Here is a 12,847-nt window from a genome sequence, read left to right as displayed (position 1 = left end):
CCGTTCGACCTGGCGGTGGGGCCGTTGACGCGGTGGTCGTTGGTGCGGGTGTCGGCGGTGGAGCACGTGTTGGTGGTGTCGGCGCACCACATCGTGTTCGACGGGTGGTCGGGTTCGGTGTTGTTGGGTGAGTTGTCGGTGCTGTACGGGGCGTTCGTGCGGGGTGAGGGTTCGCCGTTGGGTGAGTTGGCGGTGCAGTTCGCCGATTTCGTGGTGTGGGAGCGGGAGTGGTTGGCCGGGGAGGTGCTGGCCGAGCAGGTGGGGTTCTGGCGGGAGTACCTGCGGGGGGCGCCGGCGGTGGTGGACCTGCCGACGGATCTGCCGCGTCCGCCGCGGCGGTCCGGTGCTGGTGATCGGGTGCGGTTCGAGTTCCCGGTGGGGTTGTCGGAGGGGTTGGCGGGGTTGTGTCGGGCCGAGGGCGCGACGGTGTTCATGGGTCTGCTGGCGGGGTTGGACGTGGTGGTGGGGCGTGCGGCGGGTGTGGATGACGTGGTGGTGGGGTCGTTCGTGGCCAACCGGTCGGCGCCGGAGTTGGAGGGGTTGATCGGGTTCTTCGTGAACACGGTGGTGTTCCGGGGGGATCTGTCGGGGTGTCCGTCGTTCCGGGAGTTGCTGGGGCGGGTGCGGGCCGGGGCGTTGGAGGTGTTCGCCCACCAAGAGGTGCCCTTCGACCGGGTGGTGGAGGAGGTGGCTCCGCAGCGGCAGGTGGGTGCCACGCCGTTCGTGCAGGTGGCGTTGGTGGTGCAGAACCTGCCCGAGGAGGTGTCCCGGTTGGGTGATGTGGTGGTGGAGTCGTTGCCGGCGCAGTCGTCGTCGGCGACGTTCGACCTGTCCTTCCACGTGTGGCCGACGGGGTCGGGTGGGTTGGCGGGGTTCGTGGAGTTCGCGACCGACCTGTACACGGCGGAGTCGGTGGAGCGGATGGTGGGTCACTGGCGGCACGTGCTGGCGCAGGTGGTGGCCGATCCGCTGGCCCCTGTGGACACCCTGGTCCTCCCCGGCCCCGACGAGCNTGGAGCGGATGGTGGGTCACTGGCGGCACGTGCTGGCGCAGGTGGTGGCCGATCCGCTGGCCCCTGTGGACACCCTGGTCCTCCCCGGCCCCGACGAGCGGCACCGCATCGTGCACGAGCTGGTGCCGGGGCCGGTCCTCGAGCTCGGCGACGACAGCCTGGTGGCGCGCTTCACCCGGGGAGCAGTCGAGACCCCTGACGCCGCGGCCTTCACCGACGGGGGGGCGCAGCTGACCCACCGGGAGCTCGACGAGCGCTCCGGCGTGCTCGCCCGGCTGCTGACCCGTGCCGGGGTGGGCCATGGGACCACCGTGGGTGTGCACCTGCCCCCGGGCCTGGAGCTGCCGGTCGCCGTGCTGGCCGTGTGGAAGGTGGGCGGGACCTACGTGCCGCTGGACGTGCAGCACCCGACGGCCCGGACGGCGCACCTGCTGGCCGATGCCGGCGTGGGCACCGTGCTCACCACCGCGGACCTGGCGGCGGCGCTGCCCGCGGGGCCGTCCCTGCTGCTGCTGGACGACCTGCCCGTCGACCAGGGCGCGCACAGCGCCGCGCAGCCCCCGCTCGCCACCCCGGACGACGTGGTCGCGGTCATCTACACCTCCGGGTCCACCGGTGCGCCCAAGGGCGTGGAGATCACCGCCCGGGCCGTGGTCAACCGGGTCGGGTGGTTCGCCGCGCAGTGCCCGGCGGCCCCGGGCGACGTGGCTTGCATGAAGACCCCGATCGCGTTCGTGGACTCGCTCGCCGAGCTCCTCGGCGGCGTGCTGCAGGGGATCCCGACGGTCGTCGTCGGGACCGACCAGGGACGCGACCCCTGCGCCCTGGTCGACGTGCTCGCCCGGGGCGGGGTCACTCGCTTCCTGCTGGTGCCCACCCTGCTGCGCGCGCTGCTCGCGCACGTCGAGGACCTGGGCTCCGCGCTCCCCGCGCTGCGGCTGTGGGTCTGCTCCGGGGAACCGTTGCCCGGCGACCTCGCCCAGCAGTTCGCCGCGCAGCTGCCCGGCCGGTCGTTGCACAACCTGTACGGGTCGGCCGAGGCGTGGGACTCGTCGTGGTCGCCGTCGTGGTCGTCGTCGTCCTCGTCCTCGTCCGAGGTCCCGATCGGGTCCCCGCTGGCCAACGTCGAGCTCCACGTGCTCGACGGCGCCGGGCAACCCGCCCCGGTGGGCGCCCGGGGGCACCTGCACGTGGGGGGTGCCTGCCTGGCCCGCGGCTACCGGGGGCGGCCCGACCTCACGGCCGAGCGGTTCGTCCCGCACCCCTACCTCCCGGGGGCCCGGCTCTACCGCACGGGTGACCGGGCGCGGCTGCTGCCCGACGGGCAGGTCCAGCTGGCCGGCCGGGTCGACCACCAGCTCAAGGTCCGCGGCAGCAGGGTCGAGCCCGGCGAGGTCGAACGTGCCCTGGAGGCGGTGCCCGCGGTGCGCCAGGCCGCCGTCGTGCCGTGGCGTCGCGGGGGCACCGGTGGCACCGAGCTGGCCGCCTTCGTGGTGACCGACGGGTCGGTGACCGCCGCGCAGGTGCGGACCGCGGCCCGCGCTGCACTGCCCGCCCACCTCGTGCCCAGCAGCATCACGGTGGTGGACGACCTGCCCAGCACCGTCACGGGCAAGCTCGACCGGTCGGCCCTGCCCGCCCCCGTCGAGGCGGCGCGGGAACCGGTCGGCGAACCCGGCAGCGCTCTCGAGCAGCGCCTGGCGGAGCTGTGGGCCCAGGTGCTCGGGGTCGACGTCGTCGGGGTGCACGAGGACTTCTTCGACCTGGGCGGGCACAGCCTGCTCGCCGCGCAGCTGGCCGACCTGGTCGGGCGGTCGACGGTGTCCCGGGTCCCGGTCAGCGCGGTCTTCGAGCACCCCACCGTCCACCGACTGGCGGTGCTGCTCGAGGGCCGTGCGGACGGGACGGACGGTGACCGGCCATGCTGAGCTCGCCCTGGGTGGTGCGGCTGCGCCCGACGGGGACGGCGACCTCGCGACTGATCTGCCTGCCGCACGCCGGGGGAGGGGGGTCCACCTTCCGCGGGTGGGGCGACGGCCTGCCCCCCGGCGTCGACCTGTGCGCGGTGCGCCTGCCCGGCCGCGAGAGCCGACTGCGGGAACCGCTGGTGACCCGGATGGGCGACCTGGTCAGCCAGCTGGTCGGTGGCCTGTCCGACCAGCTCGACCTCCCGTACGCGCTGTTCGGCTACTGCTCGGGCGCGCTGACGGCCTTCGAGCTCGCCCGCCTGCTCGAGCAGACCGGACGCCCGCCGGCGCACCTGTTCGTCTGCGCCTGCCCGTCGCCGTCCAGCGTCCGGCGCGACAGCGCCGTGCACCGCATGTCGAGCACCGACCTCGCCGACCACCTGCGGGCCCTGGGCGTCGTCCCACCGGTGATCATCGACGACCCCGGCCTCTTCGCGCTCTTCGAGCCCAGCGTGCGGGCCGACTACGAGGTCTTCGAGAGCGACACCTACCGCCCCGGCGACCCGCTGCGGGTGCCCGTCACCGTCTTCGGCGCGCTCGACGACGTCACCACCTCGGTGGAGACCATGATGCGTTGGCGCGAGGAGACCACCGGGGACTTCACCCTCCGGCTGTTCCCCGGTGACCACGCCTTCTTCGACCGGCGCCGGGCCTCCATCGTGCAGCTGGTCGCGGCGGAGCTGGGCGGCATCGGCTCCGCCGGCCCGCCGGCCTGACCGCGGTCAGGCCCGCAGCGCGGCCTGGAGGGTCCGGCGCCACAGCCCGGCGTCGTGGTGGGCGCTGGCCATCGGCGACACGACCACCTCGGTGGCCCCGGCGGCGGCGAACTCGGCCACCCGCTCGGTGACCAGGTCGTCGGCGCCGATGACGCTGGCGGCGTGCAGCAGGTCGTCCCCCACCTGGCCACCGGTCAGGTCGTGGCCCAGGCCGCTGGCCTCGTACATCGCCCGGTAGTTCGGGATCCGGGCGTAGTTCTGCAGGTAGTCCCGCATCCAGGCGGTGTCGTGGTCGAGGTCCTCGGACACCGCGGCCGGGGTGATGACGACGACCGGGAACCCGTCGGGGTCGCGGCCGGCCCTGCGCAGGGAGTCGTGCAGCCGGGGGACGGCGACGTCGCGTACGTAGCCCACCGTGCAGTTCCACAGCAGCAGGCCGTCGGCGGCCTCGCCGGCCAGCTCGACCATCCTCGGGTTGAGCGCCCCCAGGCACACCGGCAGGTCGTCCCGGCGGGGCGGTGCGTACCGGGCGTGGCCGCGGTAGTGCGCCCCGTCCACGTGCACCTCGCCGTCGTGCAGCAGGGTGCGCACGACCTCCAGGTACTCCCGCATCGCGGCCAGCGGTGGCCCCTGGGGGACGCCCAGGGCCCACTCGGCGGTGAGCCGGTGACCGAGGCCCAGCCCGAGGGTGAACCGACCCCCGGACAGCTCGTCCACGGTGGCGGCGGTCTGCGCCATCACCACCGGGGGGCGGGTGTAGACCGGGAGGATGCCGGCCCCGATGCCGATCCGGTCGGTGGTGGCGGCCATCGCGGCCAGCAGCGACGCGCTGTCGCGCATGTTGGGCAGCTGCACCAACCAGGCCGAGTCCATGCCGAGCTCCTCGGCGAGCCGGGTGCGCTCGACCAGGGCGCCGATCGGCAGCTCCTCGAGCTCGACGGCCACCCCGGTGCGGGGCACCCTCACCCACCCATGCGCAGGCGCAGGCTCTTGGGCCGCATGTCGGTCCAGACCTCGTTCACGTGCTCGAGGCAGGCGGCCTTCAGCCCGGTCACCCCCACCTCGGCCCACCCGGCGGGGACCTCCCGGCCCACCGGCCAGATGGAGTACTGCTCCTCGTCGTTGACCACCACCGTGTAGTGGCGGTCGTCGTCGTCCTCGAACACGGCAACCTCCTCGACGGGGCGCCCGACCGGCACCGTCCCCCGATGCTGGCCGTCGCGGCACGGCGCCGGCAACCCACCCGAGCGAGCTGGCGACAAGTGGTCAGCACGTTGACGCCGGTCCGGCGGAGGCGTCCGCTTGACCCGGACCCGGGCACCCCCAGGCCCGGCCGGAGGAGCGACGTGACCGACGCCGATACCGACACGACCCGCACGGGCACCCCGCCGGTCGCCGCACCGGGCACTCCACCGGTCGCCGCACCGGTCGCCGAGGCCGCCATGGGCCGCAGCTTCTGGGCGCTCCTCGGGGCGACCTTCGTCGCCAGCCTCGGGTCGGGCATCACCTTCGTGGCCTTCCCGTGGCTGACCACCCAGCTGACCCGCGACCCGCTCCTCGTCGCCGGGGCCGTGGTGGCCGCCGAGCTGCCGTGGCTGGTGTTCAGCCTGCCGGTGGGGGTCTGGGTCGACCGCTACGAGCACCGCCGGCTCATCTCCAGCACCCACCTGACCCGCGCGCTGGTCATCGGGCTGCTGGCCGCGGCGGTGCTCCTCGACGTCACCAGCCTGTGGATGATCTACCTGGTCGGGTTCCTGCTGGGCTCGTTCGCGGTGATGAACGAGAACGCCAGCCAGACCATCCTGCCCAGCCTCGTGCGCCCGGCCCACATCAACCGGGCCAACAGTCACCTCATGCTCGCCGACACGGTCGGGGGCACCTTCCTCGGCCCCGCGATCGGCGGCTGGCTGCTGCTGGTGTCGGTCTCGCTGCCCTTCGCCCTGGACGCCGGGCTGTTCGCCGTGGCGGCCGCGCTCCTGGTGCTGGTCCGCCCCCAGGTGCCCGCCGGGGGCCCCGCCGTCGTGGTGGCACCCCCGGCCGACCGCTCGCTGCGGACCGAGATGGCCGCCGGCATGCGCTTCTTCTGGCAGCACCGGGTGCTGCGGCAGCTCGGCATCTTCCTCGGCCTGCTCAACCTGGCCAGCGCCGTCGTCATCAGCACCCAGGTGCTGTTCGCCCAGGAGATCCTCGGGTTGGGGGCAGGTGAGTACGGCCTGCTGTTCGCGGTGGGCGCCGTCGGGGCCGCGACGGGCTCGGCCGTGGCCCCGGGCCTGGAGGACAGGTTCGGCCCGCGCCGGGTCCTGCTGGGCACCCTGGTGGGCAACGTCGCCGTCAGCACGACCATCGGCCTGACCTCCAGCGCCCTCGTGGTGGCCGCGGCCCTGCTGGTCGCCGGGTCACTGGCCGTCATCTGGAACGTCGTGACGATCTCCTACCGGCAGCGCACCGTCCCCGGGCACATGCTCGGCCGGGTCAACAGCATCTACCGGCTGCTGGCCTGGGGACCGCTGTCGATCGGGTCGCTGATCGGTGGCGGTCTGGTGACGGTGGCCATCCCGCTGGTCGGCCGGGAGCCGGCGCTGCGCGTGCCCCTGGTCGTCGCCGCGGTCCTGGCCGCCGGGCTGACCGGGTACGCGGTGCTCCGCCTGCGGGAGGGCGTCTGGGCCCACGACCCGGCCGACGTCTACCCCGACGCCGATGACACCGACCGGCCAGCGCGGAGGGGCCAGCCGGGCCGGGCCGCCCGGGCCCGGCGCATGACGACCGCGCTCGTGGCGGTGAACGTGCTGGTGGCCGTCGTGGGTCTCGTCGTCGTCGGCCGGCAGCAGGGCCTGACCCTCGAGGACGTCGTCTGGGACGGCATCGGCCCCCTGCACCTGGCGGGGGAGATGAACGGGCCCGCCGTGGATGACGGGCAGGTCTGGCGCCTCGGCACGGCCAGCTTCCTGCACTACGGGCTGGGCCACCTCGCCGTGAACATGCTGCTGCTGGTGCTCGCGGGCCGCCGGCTGGAACCTGTGCTGGGCCCGGCCCGGTTCCTGGGGGTGTACCTGCTCAGCGCCCTGGGCGCCGGCGTGGCCACCTACCTGCTCGACCACGGGTCGCTCACCGCGGGGGCGTCGGGAGCGGTCTTCGGGCTGTTCGCCGCGCTGCTGCTCGTCGACCTCAGGCTGGGCCGCAACCCTGCCCTGGCCGTCGGACTGGTGCTCGTCGGGGCGGTGACGACCTTCGCGGTGCCCGGCACGGCCGTGGCGGCCCACGTCGGCGGGTTCCTGGTCGGCGCCGTGCTGGCCGGCGCGTGCGGGCTGCGCCCGGAGGACCGGGTCGCCCGATGGCGGGCAGCCGTCCCGGTCGCGGTCCCCGTCGTCCTGGTCGGCCTGGCCGTCGTGGCGTTCCTCGGGCAGCGCTGACCCGTGCGCGGGGTGTCCGACGGGGTCCTGGCGGGGTGCCCGGCGAGGTCCTGGCGACTAGTCGCCAAGCCCTGTCGTCGGGCCCGCACGGACGTCGACACTCCTCACGTCCGGCTTCGGACAACCCCGGAGCCCGGTGTCGACCTGGTCGACCGTCGCAGTCGAGTGTGCAACCGGAGGGCAGAACGGTGAGCGGTGGGGAAGACACGGGGATCGCCATCATCGGGTTGGCCGGGCGGTTCCCGGGGGCCCGGGACGTCGACGAGTTCTGGGCCAACATCGTCGCCGGCGTCGAGTGCATCACCTTCTTCAGCGATGACGAGCTGCGGGAGTCCGGCGTCCCCGAGACCTCCATCGCCAACCCGGACTACGTGAAGGCCGCGCCGGTCACCGAGGACGCGGAGATGTTCGACGCCGGGTACTTCGGGATGAGCCCCCGGGAGGCCGAGATCCTCGACCCCCAGCACCGGGTCTTCCTCGAGGAGTGCGACACGGCGCTGCAGAACGCCGGCTACGACGCCGCCACCTACCCCGGCCGGGTGGGCGTGTACGGCGGGACCGGGCTCAACACCTACCTCGAGGACAACGTCAACCGCCATCCCGAGGTGGTGGCGCTGATGGGGCAGCTCTCGACCAACATCGCCAACACGGCCGACTACCTGGCCACCGGGACGTCCTACCGGCTCAACCTGCGGGGCCCCTCCCTCACCTGCCTGACGGCCTGCTCCACGTCCATGACGGCCATCCACCTGGCCTCCCAGGCGCTGCGCAACGGCGACTGCGAGATGGCGCTGGCCGGAGGGGTCGAGGAGTTCGTCCCTCGGGTGTCCGGCTACTTCTACAGCGAGGGCGGCCTCTACTCACCGGACGGGCACTGCCGCACCTTCGACGCCAAGGCCCGCGGCACCGTCTTCGGCAGCGGCGCCGGCGTGGTGGTGCTCAAGCGGCTCGACGCCGCCCTCGCCGACGGCGACACCGTGCTGGCGGTCATCCGGGCCACCGCCCTGAACAACGACGGGGCCGACAAGGGTGCCTTCACCGCCCCGAGCATCGACGGCCAGGTCGGCGCCATCACGCAGGCCCTCCAGCGGTCCGGGGTCGACGCCTCCACGATCTCCTACGTCGAGGCCCACGGGACCTCCACCTACGTCGGGGACCCGATCGAGGTCAACGCCCTGACGCGGGCCTTCCGCCAGCACACCGACCGCACGCAGTACTGCGGGATCGGGTCGGTCAAGACCAACGTCGGGCACCTGGGCGCCGCGGCCGGCGTCACCGGGGTCATCAAGACCGTGCTGGCCATGCGCCACCGCGTGCTGCCCCCCACCATCAACTTCGACGAGCCCAACCCGCAGATCGACTTCCCGGCCTCGCCGTTCTACGTGAACACCGAGCTCACCCCCTGGAAGTCGGAGTCCGGCCCGCTGCGGGCCAGCGTCAGCTCCTTCGGCGTCGGCGGCACGAACGGGCACCTGGTCCTGGAGGAGTCCCCCCAGACCGCACCGTCCTCGTCGCCCCGTCGCCGGCACCAGCTCGTCCTGCTCTCGGCCCGCACCCCCACCGGGCTGCAGGCCAACGCGGTCGCGGTGGGCGCCCACCTGCGCGAGCGGCCCGAGGACCTCGCCGACGCGGCCTGGACCCTCGCGGTCGGCCGCACGGCCCGACCGGTGCGGGGGTTCCTGGTGGCCACGGACGGGACCGACGCCGCCGAGCGGCTGGCGGCCGGTGTCCCCCAGCCCGGACCCGGGGTGGTGCCGCCGCGCGGGGTGACCCGGCCGGTCACGTTCGCCTTCCCCGGGCAGGGGGCGCAGTACCCCGGCATGGGCCGTGAGCTCTACGACGACGAGCCCGTGTTCGCCGAGTGCGTCGACGCCTGCGCCGAGGTGCTGAGGGAGCACGTCGGCTGGGACGTCCGGGAGGTGCTGTACCCGGGCGACCAGGACGGGGGGACCGACGACCGGATCCACCGCACCGAGTTCACCCAGCCGGCGCTGTTCGTGGTCGAGTACGCCCTCGCCCGGCTGGTGCAGAGCTGGGGCCTGGCGGCCGACGCCGTGGTGGGCCACAGCATCGGCGAGTACGTGGCCGCCACGGTGGCCGGGGTCTTCGACTGGCGCGACGCGCTGCGGTTGGTGGCCGACCGGGGGCGGCTGATGCAGGAGCTGCCCGGCGGTTCGATGCTGGCGGTCCCGCTGCCCGAGCACGTGCTCGCGCCGATGCTGCCCGCCGACCTGGACGTCGCCGCGGTCAACGCGCCGGACCTGACGGTGGTCTCGGGGACCGACCAGGCCATCGAGGGGTTCGCCGCCACCCTGCGCTTCCAGGGGATCGAGGGCCGGGTCCTGCTCACCTCCCACGCGTTCCACTCGGCCATGGTCGAGCCGGTCCTGGGCCGGTTCGAGGAGCTGGTGGCCGGGGTCCCCCGCCGGGCGCCCGAGACCCCGGTCCTGTCCAACCTGACCGGCGCCTGGCTGACCGACGAGCAGGCGGTCGACCCCGCGTACTGGTCGGCCCACCTGCGCTCGGCCGTGCGCTTCTCCGACGCCGCGCAGGTGCTGTGCGACGCCGGCCAGGTCGTGCTGGAGCTGGGCCCGGGCCAGACGCTGACCGGGCTGGTCCGCCGCCAGCTCCCGGCCGACAAGCAGGGTCTGGCGGTCCCCGCCATGCGGCACCCGCAGCAGCGTCAGTCGGACACGGCGGTGCTGCTGTCCGCGGTCGGCCAGGTGTGGCAGACCGGCGCGCGCCTGGACGTCCCGGCGCTGTGGTCGGGGGAGACGCGGCACCGGATCCCGCTGCCGCGGGTGCCGTTCGAGAAGCAGCGGCTGTGGCTGGACGGCCGCCGGACCGCCGGGACCGGCGTCGAGCAGGCCGGGGACACCGGGGACGGCGAGACCGGCCCCTACTACGTGCCGGTGTGGAAGGAGACCGCACTGCCGACCCCGGGACCGGTGGACACCGACGCCGTGTGGGTCGTCCTCGAGCCGACCGGGACCGCCGCGGTCGGTGAGCTGACGCACCGGTTGAGGGCGGCCGGTGCGCGGGTCGTCGCGGTCCGGGCCGGCGCGGAGCAGGGCGTCGACGGCGACACCTGCACGGTGCGGCCCCGGGAGGTGGCGGACTACTCCGCCGTCCTGACCGCGGCCCTCGCCGACGGCGCCCCCCGGCTGAAGGTGGTGCACGGCTGGCTGGCCGGGGAGCTGGAGGGCGCCACGGCCATGGGCCGCGCGCGGGACGGGCTGGACCGCGGCTTCTTCAGCATCCTGGCCGCTGCGCAGGCCGTGTCGTCCAACGCCGCCGCACCCCCGACGGACTTCTACCTGCTCACCAGCGACATGCAGGACGTGGTCGGGACCGAGACGGTCGAACCCGTGAAGAACGCGGTCGAAGGCTTCGTGCGGCTGCTCCCCAAGGAGTTCAGCGCCACCACCTGCCGGTCGGTCGACGTCCCGACCGGTGCCGGTGCGGCGTGCGTGGAGCAGCTGCTGCGGGAGGTCACCTCCGACGCGGCCGAACCGATGGTCGCCTACCGCGGACGCAAGCGGTGGACCTGGTCCCACCAGCAGGTCGACCTCACCCGGCCCGCCGCCGACGCGCCGACCCTGCGGGACGGCGGGGTCTACGTCATCACCGGCGGGCTCGGCGGGATCGGGCTGGTCATGGCTCGGGAGCTGGCCGAGCGGCACCAGGCCAAGCTGGTCCTGCTCGGCCGCAACGGTCTGCCTCCGCGGGAGCACTGGGCAGAGGTCCTGGACGGTCCCGACACCGTGCAGTCCACCCGCATCCGGGCGGTGCAGGAGATGGAGTCCCTGGGTGGCGAGGTCCTCGTCGTCGCGGCCGACGTCACCGACGTCGAGCAGCTCGCGGCGGTGCGTCGGGAGGCCGAGGCCGCCTTCGGACCCGTCGACGGCGTGCTGCACGCGGCCGGCATCACCGGCGGCGGGATGGTGGAGACCCGGTCGCCGGACGACGCCGAGGACGTGCTCGCCCCCAAGGTGTTCGGCACCCTGGCCGTCGACGAGGTCTTCGGCGACGACGTCGACCTGGTGGTCTGCTACTCCACCTTCGCCGTCTTCACCGGTGACTACGGCCTGTTCGACTACTGCGCGGCCAACGCGGTGATGGACTCCTGGGCCCGCAGCCGCAGCGGCGGTCGGGCACACGTCGTGACGATCAACTGGCCGATCTGGGCCAAGGTCGGGATGGCGGCCGACATCGACCTGCCCGACATGCTCGCGTCCTTCGAGCAGGGGCACCGCTACGAGAAGGTGGCGCACCCCCTGCTGGGCAGCCGGCTGCTGGGCGCCGGCGGTGACGAGATCGTCTTCGTCAAGACGCTGACCACGGCCGACTGGGTCGCCGACGAACACCGGTTGCTGGGGCGGCCCACGCTGCCGGGCACCAGCCTGGTGGAGATGGTGCGGGCGGCCTACCAGGAGGTGACGGGCGCGGACACCGCGCTCGTGCGGGACATCGTCTTCGCGCAGCCGGTCTCCTTCGACGAGCGGCGCACCGTGCACCTCGTCATGACCCCTGGCCCGGCAGGTGTCTACGACGTGGCCGTCGTCGACCCGGCGGACGGTGCCCGCCTGACCACCGGACGGGTGGGCCCCGGGCCGCGGGACACCGCGCCGCACCACGACCTGGACGCCTGGCGGGCCGTGTGCCACCACGAGGACGAGGCCGAGAGCCCGCAGGAGGACATCATCACGCTGGGCCGACGGTGGGCCGACGCCATCAAGGCGCACTGGCACGGCGACCGGTCCGACGACGGACTGTTCGACGAGCTGGTGCTCGTGGAGCTCGACGAGGCCTTCCTGGACGACCTGTCCGACTTCGGCCTGCACCCGGCCCTGCTGGACAAGGCCAACGCCCTCGGCCAGACCATCGTGGCCCGGCAGAACAGCCATGTGCCCTTCGGCTACGACCAGATCACCGTCCGGGCGCCCCTGCCCCGTCGCTTCTACAGCTACATCAAGCACGTGGACGACACCAGCGGCGCCCTCATCCGCAGCGACATCGTGCTGGCCGGCGAGGACGGTGCGGAGCTGGTCGCGATCAAGGGCTTCACCATGTTCGAGTTCGCCGACGAGAGCATGTCGACCGCGTCCCTCGACGCGGCCGTCCTGCCCCCGGCCGCGGAGTCGTCGGCGGCCGACCCGCACACCTCGCAGAAGCTGGAGCGCGCGATGCTCCGGACGCAGCAGGTGGACTTCGGCATCGACCCCGTCGACGGCTACCCGATGCTGCGGGAGGTGCTGGACTCGGGCGTGGCGCCGCAGGTCATCGTCTGCCCGGACAGCTTCGTGAAGCGCATGCGGATGGCGGCCAAGGTCACCCGGGACGCCCTCGAGGAGCAGATGAAGGCCGCCCCGAAGGCGAGCTCGTCGGTCGCGGTCCGCAGCCTCATCACGCCCTACGCCGAGCCGGAGAACGACATCCAGCGGGTGGTGGCCGAGATGTGGGCCGACACCCTCGGTCTGGACCGGGTGGGCGTCGACGACGACTTCTTCGACCTCAACGGCAACTCGCTGATCGCCGTCCAGCTGGTGGCCAGGATCCGCGAGCAGTTCCAGGTCGACCTGACCGTCGCCGGGCTGTTCGAGACCCGGGTGCCCCGCGCGCTGTCCGCGCGGATCGAGGACCTGGTGGTGCAGCTGCTGGTCGGGATGTCCGACGAGGACGCGGCTGCACGGCTGCGGGCGATCGCCGTCCGCACCTGAGCCGTCGGCGGGCAGGAGGGG

General features: G+C 73.7%; 6 protein-coding genes and 1 pseudogene. 5 read left to right on the top strand and 2 right to left on the bottom strand.

Annotated features, from left to right (window positions below):
* Positions 1–9: 9 nt before the first annotated feature.
* From ASG41_RS25575 to ASG41_RS22705, 3 genes and pseudogenes are all read left to right on the top strand, one after another.
* Positions 10–1,012, top strand: a pseudogene (locus ASG41_RS25575) (condensation domain-containing protein); the annotation flags it as partial.
* A gap of 9 nt (positions 1,013–1,021) precedes the next feature.
* A complete protein-coding gene (locus ASG41_RS25570; protein ID WP_082557256.1) occupies positions 1,022–2,941 on the top strand; it encodes a non-ribosomal peptide synthetase in 1,920 nt (639 codons plus the stop codon).
* Positions 2,935–3,696 carry a thioesterase II family protein gene (locus ASG41_RS22705; RefSeq protein ID WP_056301193.1) on the top strand — a complete coding sequence of 254 codons (762 nt, stop codon included), beginning with the start codon at positions 2,935–2,937 and terminating at the stop codon, positions 3,694–3,696. Before ASG41_RS25570 ends, ASG41_RS22705 begins: the two co-directional genes overlap by 7 nt.
* 6 nt (positions 3,697–3,702) lie before the next feature.
* Here ASG41_RS22705 and ASG41_RS22700 read toward each other — a convergent pair whose 3' ends face one another.
* Entirely contained in the window at positions 3,703–4,656 is a 954-nt protein-coding gene (locus tag ASG41_RS22700; RefSeq protein WP_056301186.1) for an LLM class flavin-dependent oxidoreductase, read from the bottom strand.
* A 2-nt stretch (positions 4,657–4,658) separates the two neighbouring features.
* Positions 4,659–4,862, bottom strand: coding sequence for an MbtH family NRPS accessory protein (locus ASG41_RS22695; protein ID WP_056301182.1), 204 nt, complete (start codon positions 4,860–4,862; stop codon positions 4,659–4,661).
* Between the two features lie 180 nt (positions 4,863–5,042).
* Here ASG41_RS22695 and ASG41_RS22690 point away from each other — a divergent pair, with 180 nt between their 5' ends.
* On the top strand, positions 5,043–7,106 hold the full coding sequence (locus tag ASG41_RS22690; RefSeq protein WP_056301178.1) for an MFS transporter: 2,064 nt from the start codon (positions 5,043–5,045) through the stop codon (positions 7,104–7,106).
* Between the two features lie 188 nt (positions 7,107–7,294).
* Entirely contained in the window at positions 7,295–12,826 is a 5,532-nt protein-coding gene (locus tag ASG41_RS22685; RefSeq protein WP_056301175.1) for a type I polyketide synthase, read from the top strand.
* Positions 12,827–12,847 lie beyond the last annotated feature (21 nt).

It is taken from the genome of Modestobacter sp. Leaf380, assembly GCF_001424485.1.
Classification (GTDB): Bacteria; Actinomycetota; Actinomycetes; order Mycobacteriales; family Geodermatophilaceae; genus Klenkia.
This window is presented reverse-complemented; position numbering and strand designations above follow the sequence as displayed.

Coding starts and splice junctions, on each gene's coding strand:
- ASG41_RS25570 (WP_082557256.1), top strand. CDS start 1,022: ATGGTGGGTCACTGGCGGCACGTGCTGGCGCAGGTGGTGGCCGATCCG.
- ASG41_RS22705 (WP_056301193.1), top strand. CDS start 2,935: ATGCTGAGCTCGCCCTGGGTGGTGCGGCTGCGCCCGACGGGGACGGCG.